Here is a 17,452-nt window from a genome sequence, read left to right as displayed (position 1 = left end):
GGAAGTTCTCCATGAAGAAGTACAGGAAGCATTTGTCACATTTAAGTGGGAACCGCTTCATCAGACCTGGCAGAACACAGCAAACAGACCAGTAAAGGCTTACTCTCCAAATCCTCCGTCGAAACCCACGATGAGGTGCATGAACGCCGGGCACAAAGCACCACGCTCAGCGGCGACAGCGTGACCCTACAAACCGGGAATAACCTAAACATCATCGGCAGTAACGTGGCAGGCACTCAGGATGTTAATCTGGCCGCAGGCAATCAACTCACCATCACCACCGCTGATGAAGCCCGTCATGAAACGCACTTCAGGCAAGAGAAAAAATCCGGTCTGATGGGGACCGGCGGTATCGGCTTCTCCGTCGGCAAAGCCAGCCAAAAATCCACTACTGATATTGAGAATAATGCGCTGGCCTCCCGAAATCTGGGTGATTGCCGCACGATGTCACCGGAAGCGTGCGGCAAGGCTAAGGAGCTGAGTCAGCGTATTCTGGATAAAAGTCTGCCGTCAGTGGAGGACATGTGCGGTAAACTGGCATCGTGTCAGGATGACAGCTGCCGTAAAGGGGTGTGGACGGAATATCGACAGGCCAGTGATGCAACCATCAATACCCTGAAACAAATGGCGTTGAATGGTGAGTTGAGCCGCGAAGAGCTGACCTTTATCAACCATGAGTTGGGTAAAGAACTGGCGGTATCGGGATACCGTGCCAATGACAAGCTAGGGCGTTCAGAGCAGAGCAGCTGGTTAAATGGCGGCAGCGGACCCCTCTCCGGGTTCTTTAATACTGAATTGCGTCAGAAAGAGCTAGAGAACACAGGTTTGTCCAAAGCGGATGCGGCGCAATATGTGAAAGAAGAGCAGCGCAACATGATGTTGCTGGAGACTACGACTGGGATTATTGGAGGCGCAGCCAATAATAAGATTCAGGCGAAACCATCATTTGTATCATCAAAAAATAATGTTGATAAAAACTTTCCGGTGGAAGCTACTCAAGTACAGCCTAACCAAACGGCTAATGTGGGAGCAAAAGGAAATAACGCATCTGCAAATCAGACAAATAATGCAGCAAAAAGTACAAAACAGTCGTCTGAAACTTATTTCCGAGTTGAGGGCGGAGATAATGGTACGCAAACGAGTCAGAACAGAATTAGCGTAAATCCTGATGGAAGTGTAACTATTAATTCAGGTTGTAGTGGGCAGTTATGTGTTAGTACTAAGGGGGCAAATCATGCTGCTTATTACCTTACAAATAGAAGACAAGATGGAACTGTAGTTGTTTTTGAAGTGGATGCGGTTCTTCACAAAAAAATAATGGATGCCGCTATTCCTCAAAGGCCAATTCCTGGGGTACCAAGAGACAAAAATGCGCCTAAAATAGTGGACCCGACAAAAGGCCAGCCAAGTGTAGCTCTCGAATTACCGAAGGTATGGGATAGGTTAATAGAGCAAAATTCATCAAAAGGTCGCGTGCTAACAAAAGAGGAATTTTTACGTGAATTTGGAAAATGATTATCAGAATCTACTTGATGCCATTTTTAACGGTGAAAAGGATATAGCTATTTTTGTTTTAGATGGAAATCATTATTATCTTGTTGATAGTAAAGATAATTACTGTATTGATGTTAGACCTGAATACAAATCTTACATAGATAAAGGATGGATGAAAGAGGCTCTTTATGATGAAGCTGTCAGGTCGTTTAGAAATGGTATTCCCATATTGACTAAGGATAGTTTTAAAGACTACATAAACAGAAATAATGTTGCTGTTTACTCTGTTGATTGGATGAGATCATTCTTTATATCGGGCAAAAATAGTGTATTGCTTGTTAATTTTTATGATTATATTGAGCAATATTTATCCACCCTAACAGACGTAGTATCATCTGAATGGGATAGTTGGCGAATGCGGCTACCTAGCTTTTATATTAATTTCGATAAAAAAATATATCGTCATACTGACTGGGATAGAAGCCATGAATCAACAGTACCATCTGATTGGAATGCTCAAGCTAATAGCGATTTTGGTCTGTTAGTACCAGATAAGGAACAATATTGGCTTGTTGATGGTATGAATTTTTGGAAGTTACAAATGTAGTTCAGAAATACCGCTCGCATAGTAGCGAGCGGTATTAAACGTTTAGCAGGAATTTTCTCTTTAGTTGTTCTCAACGAGCTGGATAATCAGCTACTCCTGCTCAACAGTGATGTTAACCGCCTGCACAGTGGTAAATCCGGCTTCCTCCAGCCAGCCGCCCTTGAGGTGCAAACTGGGAAGCAGTCGCGGTGGCTCACTGGGCGTCGGTTTCACTGCCGGACCGGGGGGCACGGGTATCAACCTCTCCGCCAGTGTTAACCACGGCAAAGGCCGTGAAAGCGGCAACGGCGTCAGCCATAATGAAACTACGCTGGATGCAAGACAAACTGTCACCCTCAACGCCGGCCGGATGCCACGCTCAAAGGGCGCACAGGTCAGTGGCGAACAGATTACCGCCGACGTAAAACGCAACCTGACGCTCATCAGCGAACAGGACAAAGCGGACGCCAGAGCGAAACTGGCGAAAACCAGCACTCTCCCCCCAACTGAAGATGACATTAAAAACCAAATCTACAACACAGCTTACAATCAGGCATTGAATGATTCTGGCTTTGGTACTGGCGGTAAATACCAGACCGCCTTACAGGCCGCGACGGCAGCCATTCAGGGACTGGCAGGCGGAAATATTGGTCAGGCACTGGCCGGGGGTGCCTCACCGTATCTGGCCGGGGTGATTAAGGGCATGACCACCGACCCGCAAACCGGTAAAGTAGATATCACCACCAATACCCTGGCCCATGCGATTCTGGGCGCGGCGGTGGCGGAAGCCAGTGGCAACAGTGCATTGGCCGGGGCGGCAGGAGCTGCTTCCGGTGAACTGGCTGCTCAAGCACTGATAAAGCATTTTCATGGTGAAAATGTTAAAGTCAGTGACTTAAGTGAAGAAGAAAAACAGACCATCAGCACCCTCTCCACCCTAGCGGCAGGTCTGGCAGGCGGCATTGCCGGTGACTCTACCGGCAGCGCCGTTACCGGGGCCCAGGCCGGGAAGAATGCGGTGGAGAACAACTTCCTGAGTTTTGATGAAGCCCGTGCTTTTGATAAAGAAATAACCGCCTGCAAAGCGGCAGGCAAAGACTGTCAACCGATCATTGACAAATATGCTGCAATACACAAGGAAAACTCCGAAAGATATCAGAAGGCTTGCCAAGAAAACTCATTGGTATGTGCAGCGGGTGAAGACAAACTCAAAATAGATGGCGGTATTTCGGCAGCATCAAGACCTAAATGGTTGTATGGTTCGCTGGATAATGAAGAGGTCAAAAATGCGGTGCTTTATGTCAATAGTCAGGATGCGGAATACGGTAACAAGCATACGGACAATTGGGACAGGGCAGGTGCTTTCATTGCTGAACCGGAAAATGTGATCGGTTTGGTAGCAGGAGGACATTCTTTATTTAATTCAAATGCATCCGCAGGGGCTAAAGTGATAGGTACAGGGCTGAGTATGGGCGCGAATGCCGGTGTTCAGGTTTACAACGGTAATACCGGAGATAAATTTGATTATACGAGCTTATTCCTCGCGGGTTTCACCGGTTGGACAGGTACAGGTCGATCACTGCATTCGAATGTCCAGTTAAACGCGGGTAGTGCGTATTTTGGTAGTCAGGTAACCGGTCAGAACTCAGAGGCAGCAGTCGTTGGGGCCACGTTCGGTACAACATTGGGTTACGGATTTGGCTCTGCAATTACAAGTAAGTTAGAAGCCAATGCAATTAAAAATTATTTTGGGATGCCTGCAAGCCGAGACGCATTTAAATATGCAGAAAAACCAGTGTATTCCAATTTTATATCTGGGGAAGCTAATTAATATCAGCAATAGCATGACTAACGACAAAGTAAATAATAAGGATGAAAGATAATGAAACGTCCTTTGATTACTTTGATCTTGTTGATACTTGCGTATGGGTTAACATGCTCATTTGGTCTTGTAGCACTGGAATGGATTTTGACTGATAAAAATATTTATCAGCTCGATTGGATAAAAGGTTTTAAAATGGGAAGTACTCTCGGTGGAGCTGGCGGCGCAATTATTTGGTTAGCATACCGTTTTAGATGGCTTTGACTTCAAAGATCCCAGCCCAAGCGCTGGGATCTTCCTTTTAGCCGTCAGCTGTTCTCAACAAGCCGGATAATCAACTGTCCGTGCTCAACACTGACCTACACCGGCAGTCAGTCCGGTGGCAAAGCCCGCTTCTTCCAGCCAGTTGCCTTTAAGATGCAAACTGGGATGCTGGCTGTAATAACGGGTGATGCCGGTGTGTCGGTCGGCGTGACATCGGCTGATATAGCCGACTTTATAGCGGCGCTGGGCTTTTGAAATCCTCTGCATTACAATCGCGGTTAACCATAGTTAACTGGTAAACGTCTGGTTACCTATAAAGCACTTAAATACCCATCTATTCGGATAATATTACTTTACGTATGAATTTCTTTTCAACTCTCTATTAATGGTTAATGACCTCCGATTAAATACAATTAACTCTCCTTCTGAAAAGTTGCCTTTATCGAGTTAAATCCACCCTATCCACTCTGTATTCGCGTTTTTAAATGATTATGACAGGTTAGGTAAATGTAAAACAAGTGGAGTATAGAATCACTGATATACCCAAGAAACTTCAAGATGCAGTTTTTAGCACCTGAAAATGGTCATTAATTCTAGACATCAGCGAGTCCGCTATATCCGGTAGCGTTGTGGTGAAAAATTTGAAGACTTTGTCTCGAAATTCATGTTTATCAGCGAAATAACGGTTATTTCGAACATGTTCATTCATGACCTTCCATAATCGCTCTATCGGGTTTAAATTTGGGCTATAGGGAGGAAGATAATGTAACTCAATATTGCTAACATAAGCCCACTCCTTCACAAGATGAGCTTTGTTGTAACCCGCCCCATCCACAATAAGATGAATTTTTTGATGATAGTCAGGATAAGACTTCCTTATTTCGTTGAAAAAACAGCAAATGTTGTAGTCATTGATGGTTTGATATTCCTGGAACACCGTACGACCAATGGCATTCAGGTTGAGCGCGCCCAATATATTCAGGCGAGTTCGGCTTCCTGTTGTCTTGACGGTTTTTTTCTCGCCTTTTCGCATCCAGCCATAACCGAGTTTGGTGCCTTGAGTCGGGTGAACAGCGTCAAGAAAAAGGATGGGTTCATCTTTCGCTGTGATTTTAAGATTTTCATAATATTCAATAAATTGTATCTGTTTTTCTGCCTCGAATTTATGAGGGACACCACAAGGTTTTTTATAAGAAAAACCCTGACGGTGTAGCCATTTATTCATGCCGGGAATGCTAAAGGTAATATTCCAGAGCTGAGCAACATAGGCCACGATTTCATGGGTGTGATGGAAAAGATGTTGAGATAAGTGGTTGATTAAAAAATCAGTTTGCTCTCGAGAAAGCAAACTATCAGACCCCCCATTATCAGATTTAAGTTTACCTTGATTAAGATAATCACTGATATGGCGGTCAACAGTGGTCTGATGGAGTCGCAATGCCTGGGCTATCATCACAGAACTCCACCCTTCAGAAGCCAGAAGGATCGCTTTTATTCTGTCTCGTACTTGGCCATCACGAGTGGTGTCGTGAAGACGTTCAAGTTTGATTTTTTGTTCTGATGTAATAAATATTTTCATAGCGAGGATAATGATCTCCATTTCGGATAAAATCAAGCATCTTCAATGATTACGGGTATAAATAAATTAAATATGGTAAGGTAAATAATGTGGAATCCCACCCTAGTTTTATGATGGTCAGGCTTTAAACTGTTATTAAAAGTCATTTTTTAACTTATGGTTTTAATCGGCATAAAGTTTTAACCGTTGTTTTTATCCCTTTTGACACCTGATTTTTGTTAAGTTTAACTATCATCGAATAATGTTTTTTACGTTTAAAAAACACTAATCATATCCGCTTTTTATATTTACTGACTCTGTTTTTTCGGATAATCATCCCCTTTCTAATAATTTAAATCCTGCCAAATTAACCGTTTTTATCGATTTTTTATTCCGTTATTTTGAGGGTTTTCTTCGTAAAATAACCGGCGATAAAACACTTAAACACCCATCTATTCGGATAATACTCTTCTACGGGCAGATTTCTTTTCAACTCGCTATTAACGGTTAATGATTTAATTAAATGTCATTAACTCCCCTTCTGAAACATTGCCTTTATCGAGTTAAATCTGCTTTGGATATAAAATCTTTAATACTTCTATATTCACGTTTTTAAATAAGTATGACAGGTTAGATAAATTTACACTTCTAAACGTCTAAACTTCTTTACATCCAAAATAAAATTAACATATGCCATTTGGCTATATATGGTTGCTATTCATTCTTTCAAAGAAACATATCTACAGAGTTATCCTTTATAACTATCTGAATATAACGGATTATCTGGAGATGATATGACCACGTCACGCTCTGTTCTCGATATGATTGGCAATACCCCGTTGCTGGAGTTAACGCATTTGAATACCGGTCCGTGTCGATTGTTTATTAAGTTGGAAAATCAAAACCCCGGGGGCTCTATTAAAGATCGCGTCGCTCTTTCAATGATCGAACAGGCGGAAAAACAGGGGCTGCTTCAACCTGGTGGGACGATTGTCGAAGCCACCGCCGGCAATACCGGTATCGGGTTAGCCCTGGTCGCCTCCCTAAAAGGTTATAAGCTGATTCTGGTCGTTCCAGATAAGATGAGCCGGGAGAAGGTGTTTCACCTGCGTGCACTCGGTACCGATGTGCGTCTGACCCGTTCTGATGTCAGTAAAGGCCATCCAGAATATTATCAGGATTATGCCCTGCGTCTGGCTCAAGAGATCCCCGGCGCTTATTACATCGATCAGTTCAATAATCCGGCTAACTCAGCAGCTCACACCGCTACCACCGGCCCAGAAATCTGGCAGCAAATGGATCACAACGTTGATGCAGTGGTGATCGGTGTCGGTTCCGGCGGTACGCTGGGCGGTCTGAGCAACTATTTTACTCAAGTCTCACCAGAAACCGAGTTTGTACTGGCAGATCCGAACGGTTCTATCCTGGTGGACTATATCGAACACGGTAAATATGGCGAAGCCGGGAGCTGGCAAGTGGAAGGTATCGGCGAAGATTTTGTTCCGCCTCTCGGCGATTTCAGCCGGGTACACCATGCATATCGTGTTAATGATGCAGAAGCTTTCTCCAGTGCTCGCGATTTACTGCTAAAGGAAGGTGTGCTGGCCGGTTCTTCCAGTGGCACTCTACTGGCTGCTGCACTGCGCTACTGCCGCTCGCAAACCACACCAAAACGCGTGGTTACACTGGCCTGTGACAGCGGAAATAAGTATCTATCAAAGATGTTTAACGATTACTGGATGCTGGAAAAAGGGTTCCAATCACGTGTGCAACAGCATGATCTCAGCGATTATATTACTTACCGCTATCAGGATGGCGCTACGGTTTTTGTGTCGCCGGAAGATACATTGAAAACCGCTCATACCCGAATGCGTCTGTATGAGATTTCTCAGTTGCCAGTGCTGAAAGATGAACAAGTGGTAGGCATTATTGATGAGTGGGATTTAATGCACACGGTACAGGCTAATCCTCTCAATTTTACCCTGCCCGTTAGCCACGCGATGACTCATCAAGTGAAGATGCTGGATAAAAACGCTTCTTTGCAACAATTGATGGCAACTTTCGATGCCGGGCATGTAGCGCTGATCGTCGATAATGGCTGTTTCCTCGGGCTGGTGACTCGCACCGATGTGCTGAACGCATGGCGTCAGCAACTTAATTGATCTTTTTGCAGGAATAATTCTATGACCACGTTTGATACCAAAACTGTTCACGCCGGCTATACACCCGATCACACCGGCGCAGTAATGCCGGCGATTTATGCAACTTCAACTTATGCCCAGTCAGCTCCCGGCCAGCACACTGGTTATGAATATTCCCGCAGTGGCAATCCGACGCGCGATGCGCTGGAAAGCGCTATAGCCGAACTGGAAAACGGCAGCCGGGGATATGCGTTCAGTTCAGGTCTGGCTGCCAGTTCCACGGTGCTGGAGCTGCTGGATAAAGACAGCCATTTGGTGGCTGTAGATGATCTGTACGGTGGTACCTATCGGCTGCTAGAAAAAGTACGTAGCCGTAGCGCCGGCTTACGTGTCACTTATGTTGAAGCGCATGACATTGCGGGCCTTGAAGCCGCAATTCGTCCCGAGACAAAAATGATCTGGGTGGAGACACCCACTAACCCACTGCTGAAACTGGCCGATCTGGCGGCTATCGCGCAAATAGCACAACGACACGGTATCATCAGCGTGGCAGATAATACTTTCGCCTCCCCGTATATCCAGCGCCCGCTTGATCTGGGATTTGATATCGTGGTGCACTCAGCGACTAAGTATCTTAATGGTCATTCCGATGTCATCGCAGGGCTGGCTGTCGTCGGCAAAGATGCAGACCTGGCAGAAAAACTCGGTTTTCTGCAAAACTCGGTGGGTGGCGTGCTCGATCCATTTAGCAGTTTCCTGGTACTACGCGGAATGCGTACGCTTGCTCTGCGTATGCAGCGTCACATCGACAGTGCGGGAAAGATCGCACACTGGCTGGCGCAACAACCGCAGATCGAAACTGTTTTTTATCCCGGTCTCCTTTCCCATCCGCAACATGAGCTGGCAAAGCGCCAGATGAAGGGTTTTGGCGGTATGATTTCTGTTCATTTAAAGGGTGATGATGATTATGCCCGTCGGCTGATTCAGGAGCTGAAATTATTTACACTGGCGGAAAGTCTGGGCGGTGTGGAAAGCTTGATAGGCCAGCCATTTAGTATGACTCACGCGTCTATTCCGTTAGAGAAGCGTCTTGCTTCCGGGATTACACCACAGTTAGTGCGGATTTCAGTGGGTATAGAAGATGCAGAGGATCTCATCGCAGATTTGGCTCAGGCATTAGAAAAAGCAGCTCAATAAAAGAGAGAAAAAGAGTAATGCCAGTCAATCGCTGAATTGACTGGCATTAGCTGAAAACCGTTCTTTATTATGCAACTGAAAATAAAGAGCAGGAGTTATTTATCGCCCAACAGCACAGATTCCAGCGCGATTTCAATCATTTCATTGAATGTTGTCTGACGTTCTTCTGCAATAACGTGTTCACCGGTACGAATGTGATCAGAAACGGTACAGATAGTCAGTGCTTTTGCGCCATATTCAGCCGCAACACTGTAAATACCCGCCGCTTCCATTTCTACACCCAAAATACCGTACTTTTCCATTACATCGTACATTTGTGTATCAGGTGTATAGAACAGTTCAATAGAGAAGATGTTGCCTACATGCGCTTTAATGTTTTTTGCTTTAGCGGCATCAACTGCATTACGGACCAGATCGAAATCAGCAATCGCGGCAAAGTCATGATCTTTAAAACGTATGCGGTTAACTTTGGAGTCAGTACATGCACCCATGCCAATAACCACATCACGCAATTTAATGTCGTGACGTACCGAACCACAGGAACCCACACGGATAAGGACTTTAACGCCAAAATCAGCAATCAGTTCTTTCGCATAGATAGAGCAGGATGGGATACCCATACCGTGTCCCATCACAGAAATCGGGCGGCCTTTATAAGTCCCGGTGAAACCCAACATGCCGCGAACATTATTTACCTGCCGAACATTTTCCAGAAAAGTTTCAGCAATGTATTTTGCACGTAATGGATCGCCAGGCATCAGAACAACATCTGCAAAATCGCCCATCTCGGCATTAATATGGGGAGTGGCCATAATTAAATTCCTTGTTTCTTATTTACTGGTTATTTTGGTGGTATTTGGCTGCCCACAAGCAGCCAGTAATCAGGATTAGAACATGGGTTTACCGTATTCCATTGGCGACAGTTCAAAATATTTAGCGACTGTCTGTCCAATATCAGCAAAAGTTTCACGGTGACCCAGTGAGCCGGGTTTCACTTTTGGCCCATAAATCAGAACCGGAATGTGCTCACGAGTATGGTCAGTACCAGGCCATGTTGGGTCACAACCGTGGTCTGCGGTCAGGATCAGGATGTCATCCTCTTTCACCCATTTCAGCATTTCAGGCAAACGGCGGTCAAACAGCTCCAATGCAGCAGCATAACCCGGAACGTCACGGCGATGTCCGTAAGCAGAGTCGAAATCGACAAAGTTAGTGAAGACGATGGTGTTGTCACCCGCTTTTTCCATCTCAACCAGAGTTGCGTCAAACAGTGCATCAATACCGGTCGCTTTCACTTTTTGCGTGATACCGACATTTGCGTAAATATCCGCGATCTTGCCGATAGAAACGACTTCGCCATTTTTCTCATCAACCAATTTTTTCAATATAGTTGGAGCCGGTGGCTCTACCGCCAGATCATGACGATTACCGGTACGCTGGAAATGACCGGCTTTCTCACCAACAAATGGGCGGGCAATAACGCGACCGATATTATAATCACCGTTAGTCAGCTCTTCACGAGCGATTTCGCACAGTTCGTACAGGCGATCCAAGCCAAAAGTCTCTTCGTGGCAAGCAATCTGGAATACCGAGTCAGCAGAGGTATAGAAAATCGGTTTGCCGGTTTCCATATGCTCTTCACCCAGTTTATCCAGAATGACTGTACCGGAAGAGTGGCAGTTACCCAGATAACCCGGCAGGTTTGCACGCGCTACCAGTTTATCCAACAATTCTTGTGGGAAGCTGTTTTCTTCATCTTTGAAGTAACCCCAGTCAAACAGAACCGGTACACCGGCAATTTCCCAATGACCTGATGGTGTGTCTTTACCAGAAGAGAGTTCGCTGGCATAAGCGTAAGCTCCGATAATGTCTGCATCTTTATCCAGACCTACAGGGAAAGTTCCACAAGACGCCGCCGCCGCTTTACCCAAACCTAAACGGCTTAAGTTCGGCAAGTTCAGAGGCCCTTTACGGCCAACATCAGCATCACCACGGGCACAGACTTCTGCAATGTGTCCCAAGGTGTTAGATCCTTTATCACCAAATTTTTCGGCATCTTCACTGGCGCCAATGCCAAAAGAATCCAATACCATGATGAATGTACGTTTCATAATTTTCTCCTGCGTCAAGTCACGCTAACAATGCGGAAATGCCACCGTTATTTAATAATAAGTATGGTTATTACTCGCTGATTTGGCGATAAACCATTGGTGTGGCTGGTTTGGCTTCCACGCCCAGAACGATAGCTTTACGTACTGCCTCCGCCGCTTCCTGCCATTCGTTTTCATTGTTGGCATGAATAATAGCTAAGGGGGTATCGGCATTCACTTCTGAACCCAGAGCAACGATATTACTCAGCCCTACACTGTAATCTATAAGATCTGCTGCCTTACGACGTCCCCCACCAAGGGAAACCACAGACATGCCCAAAGCGCGGGTATCCATATCTGTGATAAATCCATGCTGTCCAGCCAATACAGGCTGGCTGAAAACAGCGGTTGGCAAATAACGGTCATACCGCTCAACGAAATCAACCGGGCCTTTTTGTGCAGCGACCATGCGACCAAAGATTTCTGCGGCTTTACCGTTATTTAATACAGACTGGAGTTTATTGCGGGCATCTTCACGGTCTGTTGCCAGATTACCGGATACCAACATTTCAACACACAGTGCCATTGTAACTTCGAATAAACGTGGATTGCGATATTCCCCCGTCAGAAAGCGAACGGCTTCACGAACTTCAAGTGCGTTACCCGCACTGGACGCCAGAACCTGATTCATATCTGTCAACAGCGCAGTCGTTTTACAACCCGCGCCGTTAGCTGCGCTAACAATAGATTCCGCCAGTTGCTCCGATGCTTTATACGTCGGCATAAACGCACCAGAACCAACTTTGACATCCATCACCAATGCATCCAAACCTTCAGCCAGTTTTTTGCCAAGGATAGACGCAGTGATCAAGGGGATAGAATCCACCGTCGCGGTAATATCCCGAGTTGCATAGAAGCGTTTGTCTGCCGGTGCCAGCGAATGGGTCTGGCCGATAATCGCTACGCCAACATCCTGAATAATGTTACGGAAGCGTCTGTCATCAGGAAAAATATCAAACCCTGGGATCGCTTCCAGTTTGTCCAGCGTACCACCGGTATGGCCCAGACCACGGCCGGAGATCATCGGAATATAACCACCACAAGCCGCCACCATTGGGCCAAGCATCAGGGATGTGACATCACCGACACCGCCGGTTGAATGTTTATCCACAACCGGGCCATTCAGATTCAGGCTTTGCCAGTTCAACACCGTACCGGAATCACGCATAGCCAGAGTCAGAGCCACTCGCTCTTCCACTCTCATATCGTGGAAGTAGATAGCCATCGCCAGCGCAGCAATCTGCCCTTCTGAAACGGTATTGTCACGCACGCCATTGATGAAGAAGCGGATCTCTTCTTCACTCAGTGGATATCCATCACGTTTTTTACGGATAATTTCCTGTGCCAGAAACAAAGCATTCTCCTCATCATGATTAAAATCAGGAAAGATTCAGCTATTATTACGCACCAGCAGGTACGGTGTATGATTATCAGTAATTGCTGCTTTGTTTTTGCCCCTGATGACCCAGAGTGTTCAGCAAACTTCCCAACAAGCTGGAAGCACCAAAACGGAAATGACGGGCATCAACCCATTTATCACCCATAATGCGATCAGCCAATGCCAGATATTGTGCTGCTTCTTCAGCGGTACGCACCCCCCCCGCCGGTTTGAAACCAACGGTTTCACCCACCCCCATCTCATGAATAACCTTAATCATAATTTCAGCACTTGCCAGTGTGGCGTTAACGGGTACTTTGCCGGTGGACGTTTTGATAAAATCGGCACCTGCTTTAATTGAAATTTCAGCCGCCTTACGGATCAGAGATGCTTCTTTCAGTTCACCTGTTTCGATAATGACTTTTAGCAGAACACCGGCTTCCGCGCAGGCTTCCTGACACGCTTTAACCAGATCAAAACCAATTTGTTCATTACCGGCCATCAATGCGCGGTATGGGAAAACCACGTCAACATCATCAGCACCATAAGCAATTGCCGCACGGGTTTCAGCTACAGCGATCTCAATATCATCATTACCGTGTGGGAAGTTTGTCACTGTTGCAATACGGATTTCAGGGGTGCCCTGTTCACGCAATACTTTACGCGCTAGAGGAATAAAACGAGGGTAAATACAGACAGCCGCCGTGTTACCCACCGAGCTTTTCGCCTGATGACAAAGTGACGTCACTTTGTCATCTGTATCATTATCATTAAGTGTCGTTAAATCCATCAAACCCAGCGCACGCTGCGCTGCTGCGGTTAAATCGGTCATAAAACTCTCCAACGTTATTATCGCGGCCGGCTTCACGCCGGAACCACACATTTTTTTAAACGATTGTTTGTTGGCGAGCGGACTTGGTTCCTTGAAGATGTCGCGGTGGGATGCCCACAGCGACAGTTGAACTCCTTTTCACCGCACTATGCTCTTTTCAGCTTATGGTCCTTAATGTGAGCCTCGCCTTTATCCATAAAATATTGGCATACTATTATTTGAACATTTAAACGCTTAAAAAATCGCGCCAAATATCACATTAATACAATGTAATTTGCAAGATAACAATTTTATATGCGACATAAATCACATTAAACTAGCATGCTATTCGGTTTATCTGCCAATCGAATCTTCCTACCATCAAATAGTACACGATAAAAAATATAACTCACTGCCAAACAAAGGGTATGGCAGGCGCTGTCTTTCATCAATAGGTTAATTGGAAGAAAAATGGATTGCAGGCGGGATTATCCCACCTGCATATTGCAACTAAGTCACAGTGCCAAGAAGAAACCGGCAATGGTTGCACTCATCAGGTTGGATAATGTACCTGCTATGACTGCTTTCATCCCCAGGCGAGCGACGTCCCCACGACGACTTGGCGCCATACCGCCCAAACCACCCAGCAGGATAGCGACAGAAGAAAGGTTAGCAAAGCCACACAGCGCAAAGGAGATGATGGCTTTGGTGTGACCTGACAGAACCTGTAAACCCGCAGCCGCAACCACATCATCCGGTTGCAAATATGGGCCGAAGTTCATAAAGGCAACGAATTCGTTCACAACCAGTTTTTGACCGATAAAAGAACCGGCAACTGTGGCTTCATTCCATGGAACACCAATCAGATACGCAATAGGCGCACAAATCCAGCCCAGCACCAATTCAAGGGAAAGTTGTGGGTAATTCCACCACGCACCAACGCCACCAAGAATACCGTTCACTAACGCAATCAGGGCAACAAACGCCAATAACATTGCACCGACGTTCAGCGCTAATTGCATACCAGCAGCGGCACCAGAAGCGGCTGCATCGATAATGTTAGCAGGGCGTTCCGATTCAGCGACCAGTGACATCGCATCAACAGTGTCTTGCGACTTTTCAGTTTCAGGTACCATCAATTTAGCGAATAACAGGCCACCTGGGGCCGCCATAAAGGAAGCCGCAATCAGATATTCCAACGGTACGCCCATTGATGCATAACCGGCCAATACAGAACCCGCGACAGAAGCCAGACCACCACACATAACCGCAAACAGTTCAGACTGGGTCATAGTGGCAATATAAGGGCGAACAACCAGTGGTGCTTCAGTTTGACCCACGAAAATATTCGCTGTTGCTGACAAAGATTCGGTACGTGAAGTTCCGAGAACTTTTTGCAGGCCACCACCCAATACTTTGATAACAAGCTGCATAACACCGATGTAGTACAAAACAGCAATCAGTGAAGAGAAGAAAACGATAATAGGCAGTACACGCAAGGCGAAAACAAAACCACCACCACCAAACAGTTCAAACATTTTGGGGGAAACTAATCCACCAAAAATAAAATCCATTCCTTGCTGACCATACTGGATAACACTGGAAACTCCCTCAGACATACCCATTAATATTATCTTGCCTGCGGGAACATAAAGTACAAAAGCGCCGGTAGCGATCTGAATCAAAAAAGCACCAAGGACGGTACGAAGTTTAATAGCGCGATAGTTACTGGAAAAAAGTACTGCGATCAAGATCAGCACTACCATCCCGACCAGGCTCATAAAGAGTTGCATTGGAAGAATCCCTGTTCACTTAATAATAAATTAAATATGTCAGTGAGAATGTCAATATTCACTGACACTGTTTCGGCGCTGATTATACTCAGTCATCGGAATGAACAAGCTATCTACATCACAAATACCCACCGAAAAAAGCAATGGAAAAACGATAAATGTGATGCAAGTCACACAAAATTGCAGAAATAATCTGCAATAAGATAATCTAACCGTCATGACGGCAAAATAACAAACAATTAAGAGATGATTATCAGGTAAGCCCAGTTAAAGTTTTATGATATACCACTCATTTATTCAACCTAAATAACTCAACACTGTTACTATAAAGCTGAACAGCGATTTCGTCAGCAGATTCACGGCGAAGCTCACATAACGAAGCAAAAACCCCGGTGATTCTTTCCGGTCGGTTAGGTTCTCCCTGAAACCCGAAAAGTGGCATATCCGGTGCGTCTGTTTCCAGCACAAGAGAAGTTAAAGGAAGTTCAGCAACTGCACGACGGGTTTTCTGTGCTCTTGCATAAGTCATGGTTCCCCCTATCCCAATGTAATATCCCAAACGGATAAAAGCCTCTGCCTGAGATAAACTACCCGCGAATCCATGTACCACGCCGGTACGGGGAAGGTCGATTCTTCTCAGGATCGCAGCCAGTTGATCATGGCTTTTTCTGGAATGAAGTATGACGGGTAATTCACACTGTTTTGCCAGCCGCAATTGAGCGCGCAGCAATTGTTTCTGTTTTTCAAACTGAGGTTCAACCATATAGAGATCGAGCCCAATCTCTCCAACAGCCACCCGCTTTTCATTTTTCTGTTTCAGTAATCGCTCCAGATCAGCAAGGTGTGATTCCTGATGTTCATTGATATAAAGAGGATGCAAACCCAGCGCCGCATAAATCTCCGGATAAACGCGAGCCAGTTCAGATACCCGTTGCAGATTTTTCCCACTCACAGCGGGAACAATAATTTTATCCACACCACCCTGTGCCGCCCGTTGCAAACTCTGCTGTTCGTCATCACGAAACGGGGGAAAATCAAAATGGCAGTGGGTATCAATAAACATGAAACTATCCGTTATTCATCTGTTCCGGGGATCCTGCCAATGCAGTTGGCGATTGAACCAAAACGCTATTTTCTTCACTCCGACGTAAGATATTGCGGCTCAAACAATAATCTTTACGCTCCGCCATACCAAATTTATCACCAACAAATGCATGACCAACCGTCGCTAGGAAATAGCGACCGCAACGACGCCCAAGATGATAATCCTTATTCAGTGCCGGCAAACGACTGCCTAATGCACTGGCAGTTAATGGCGCAGGCGGATAGATTTCAAAGATCTGTACATCATCAGGTGGATTCTCAATAAATTTCTGTGTGCGGTAATAACTTTTCGCATGTTGCTGTAACATCCGTACCATCTTTTGCAGGCTACTATCCCCCAACCAGCGTTCCATCCGTTTCATCCAATCAGGCGTGTAATAGAGCTGCGAAGGAACAGTGCGGATCACCACTATCGTATCAGCACCACGGCGATACGCCTCTTCCACTGGAATGGCATCACTGATACCACCATCATAATAAACGACATCATCAATCGTCACACCATTGCGATAAAGCCCAGGAATAGCACTTGATGCCTTAATCACCTCCAGCCAATTCTTCCCATCCGGATGAAAATAGGTTGGTTCAAAATTATCTGAACGACACGCGCACATATAAAATTCACACCCGGCGTCAAACTTGCGTAAAGCGGCGGGGATATCCAATGGAAGTTCCTGAAAAACGGTCTGCAAAAACCAGTCTAAATCAACTAAATGACCACCACGAACAAAACGCAGGGGGTTAAAGAAATCAGGTCTGGTTGTATAACGGGTAATAGCCCGACGGGCATATCCACGCTGCCCACAAATATAGGCCGAAAGGTTCTGAGCACCCGCCGAAGTACCAAGCAATAGATCAAACGGGTTAAATTCAACACGCATAAATTCATCCAGTACACCCGCAGTAAAAATGCCACGCTGCCCCCCACCCTCACAAACAAGTGCAACTTTTCCAGATTTAATATGCGATTTATATTTATGGGATAATAGATCAATATTTCCCAAAGTTATCGGTATACGTTTCCCCACACAGTTCCCCAAGAAAATAAATGACGGATAGAGAGCATAACTTGAGAAGTTATTATCCGTCATTATATTATGGTGCTACGTAGTCAATATTTTGATAAAAACCCCTGGTGAGGGCACATATCCGAT

At 45.6% G+C, this 17,452-nt stretch carries 14 protein-coding genes and 2 pseudogenes; 6 read left to right on the top strand and 10 right to left on the bottom strand.

Features of this window, described 5'->3' with window-relative positions; translation table 11 throughout:
- The first annotated feature begins 45 nt into the window (after window positions 1–45).
- Complete coding sequence (locus ACUN2T_RS22355) at window positions 46–1,515, top strand: hemagglutinin repeat-containing protein (protein ID WP_445495105.1); 1,470 nt, start codon at window positions 46–48, stop codon at window positions 1,513–1,515.
- Complete coding sequence (locus ACUN2T_RS22350) at window positions 1,499–2,101, top strand: hypothetical protein (RefSeq protein ID WP_445495104.1); 603 nt, start codon at window positions 1,499–1,501, stop codon at window positions 2,099–2,101. Before ACUN2T_RS22355 ends, ACUN2T_RS22350 begins: the two co-directional genes overlap by 17 nt.
- Before the next feature lie 90 nt (window positions 2,102–2,191).
- Here the strand turns inward: ACUN2T_RS22350 and ACUN2T_RS22345 are convergent, their stop codons facing one another.
- Window positions 2,192–2,314, bottom strand: a complete 123-nt coding sequence (locus tag ACUN2T_RS22345) for a SymE family type I addiction module toxin (protein ID WP_445495103.1) — start codon at window positions 2,312–2,314, stop codon at window positions 2,192–2,194.
- On the opposite strand from ACUN2T_RS22345, the pseudogene ACUN2T_RS22340 reads away from it, so the two are divergent.
- A pseudogene (locus ACUN2T_RS22340) lies at window positions 2,262–3,119 on the top strand (VENN motif pre-toxin domain-containing protein); the annotation flags it as partial. The gene ACUN2T_RS22345 and the pseudogene ACUN2T_RS22340 sit on opposite strands and share 53 nt — an antisense overlap.
- 843 nt (window positions 3,120–3,962) lie before the next feature.
- Complete coding sequence (locus ACUN2T_RS22335) at window positions 3,963–4,166, top strand: hypothetical protein (protein WP_445495102.1); 204 nt, start codon at window positions 3,963–3,965, stop codon at window positions 4,164–4,166.
- A 111-nt stretch (window positions 4,167–4,277) separates the two neighbouring features.
- Here ACUN2T_RS22335 and ACUN2T_RS22330 read toward each other — a convergent pair.
- A pseudogene (locus tag ACUN2T_RS22330) lies at window positions 4,278–4,433 on the bottom strand (SymE family type I addiction module toxin); the annotation flags it as partial.
- Between the two features lie 286 nt (window positions 4,434–4,719).
- Window positions 4,720–5,745 (bottom strand): IS630-like element ISPlu3 family transposase, encoded by a 1,026-nt coding sequence (locus tag ACUN2T_RS22325; RefSeq protein ID WP_445493927.1) that lies wholly within the window; start codon window positions 5,743–5,745, stop codon window positions 4,720–4,722.
- 773 nt (window positions 5,746–6,518) lie between these two features.
- Here ACUN2T_RS22325 and ACUN2T_RS22320 point away from each other — a divergent pair.
- Both ACUN2T_RS22320 and ACUN2T_RS22315 read left to right on the top strand, forming a co-directional pair.
- Window positions 6,519–7,886 (top strand): pyridoxal-phosphate dependent enzyme, encoded by a 1,368-nt coding sequence (locus tag ACUN2T_RS22320; protein WP_445495101.1) that lies wholly within the window; start codon window positions 6,519–6,521, stop codon window positions 7,884–7,886.
- A 21-nt stretch (window positions 7,887–7,907) separates the two neighbouring features.
- The gene (locus ACUN2T_RS22315; protein ID WP_445495100.1) at window positions 7,908–9,062 is read left to right on the top strand and encodes a trans-sulfuration enzyme family protein; all 1,155 of its coding nucleotides are present in this window, start codon (window positions 7,908–7,910) and stop codon (window positions 9,060–9,062) included.
- A 95-nt stretch (window positions 9,063–9,157) separates the two neighbouring features.
- Here the strand turns inward: ACUN2T_RS22315 and deoD are convergent, their stop codons facing one another.
- The 7 genes from deoD to ACUN2T_RS22280 all read right to left on the bottom strand — a co-directional run bounded on the left by deoD (window position 9,158) and on the right by ACUN2T_RS22280 (window position 17,326).
- Window positions 9,158–9,874, bottom strand: coding sequence for a purine-nucleoside phosphorylase (gene deoD / locus ACUN2T_RS22310; RefSeq protein ID WP_021324638.1), 717 nt, complete (start codon window positions 9,872–9,874; stop codon window positions 9,158–9,160).
- Between the two features lie 75 nt (window positions 9,875–9,949).
- Window positions 9,950–11,173: a phosphopentomutase gene (gene deoB / locus ACUN2T_RS22305; protein ID WP_445495098.1), complete on the bottom strand. Its 1,224-nt coding sequence runs from the start codon at window positions 11,171–11,173 to the stop codon at window positions 9,950–9,952.
- Window positions 11,174–11,243: 70 nt separating this feature from the next.
- A complete protein-coding gene (gene deoA, locus ACUN2T_RS22300; protein WP_445495096.1) occupies window positions 11,244–12,566 on the bottom strand; it encodes a thymidine phosphorylase in 1,323 nt (440 codons plus the stop codon).
- Window positions 12,567–12,642: 76 nt separating this feature from the next.
- A complete protein-coding gene (deoC, locus tag ACUN2T_RS22295) occupies window positions 12,643–13,422 on the bottom strand; it encodes a deoxyribose-phosphate aldolase (RefSeq protein WP_445495094.1) in 780 nt (259 codons plus the stop codon).
- Window positions 13,423–13,916: 494 nt separating this feature from the next.
- Complete coding sequence (locus ACUN2T_RS22290; RefSeq protein WP_445497957.1) at window positions 13,917–15,182, bottom strand: NupC/NupG family nucleoside CNT transporter; 1,266 nt, start codon at window positions 15,180–15,182, stop codon at window positions 13,917–13,919.
- A 301-nt stretch (window positions 15,183–15,483) separates the two neighbouring features.
- Entirely contained in the window at window positions 15,484–16,257 is a 774-nt protein-coding gene (locus tag ACUN2T_RS22285; protein ID WP_445495092.1) for a TatD family hydrolase, read from the bottom strand.
- A 4-nt stretch (window positions 16,258–16,261) separates the two neighbouring features.
- A complete protein-coding gene (locus ACUN2T_RS22280) occupies window positions 16,262–17,326 on the bottom strand; it encodes a patatin-like phospholipase family protein (protein ID WP_445495090.1) in 1,065 nt (354 codons plus the stop codon).
- Window positions 17,327–17,452 lie beyond the last annotated feature (126 nt).

It is taken from the genome of Photorhabdus machadonis (assembly GCF_052657765.1).
This window is presented reverse-complemented; position numbering and strand designations above follow the sequence as displayed.

Coding starts and splice junctions, on each gene's coding strand:
- ACUN2T_RS22335 (WP_445495102.1), top strand. CDS start 3,963: ATGAAACGTCCTTTGATTACTTTGATCTTGTTGATACTTGCGTATGGG.
- ACUN2T_RS22325 (WP_445493927.1), bottom strand. CDS start 5,745: ATGAAAATATTTATTACATCAGAACAAAAAATCAAACTTGAACGTCTT.
- ACUN2T_RS22320 (WP_445495101.1), top strand. CDS start 6,519: ATGACCACGTCACGCTCTGTTCTCGATATGATTGGCAATACCCCGTTG.
- ACUN2T_RS22315 (WP_445495100.1), top strand. CDS start 7,908: ATGACCACGTTTGATACCAAAACTGTTCACGCCGGCTATACACCCGAT.
- deoD (WP_021324638.1), bottom strand. CDS start 9,874: ATGGCCACTCCCCATATTAATGCCGAGATGGGCGATTTTGCAGATGTT.
- deoB (WP_445495098.1), bottom strand. CDS start 11,173: ATGAAACGTACATTCATCATGGTATTGGATTCTTTTGGCATTGGCGCC.
- deoC (WP_445495094.1), bottom strand. CDS start 13,422: ATGACCGATTTAACCGCAGCAGCGCAGCGTGCGCTGGGTTTGATGGAT.
- ACUN2T_RS22290 (WP_445497957.1), bottom strand. CDS start 15,182: ATGAGCCTGGTCGGGATGGTAGTGCTGATCTTGATCGCAGTACTTTTT.
- ACUN2T_RS22285 (WP_445495092.1), bottom strand. CDS start 16,257: ATGTTTATTGATACCCACTGCCATTTTGATTTTCCCCCGTTTCGTGAT.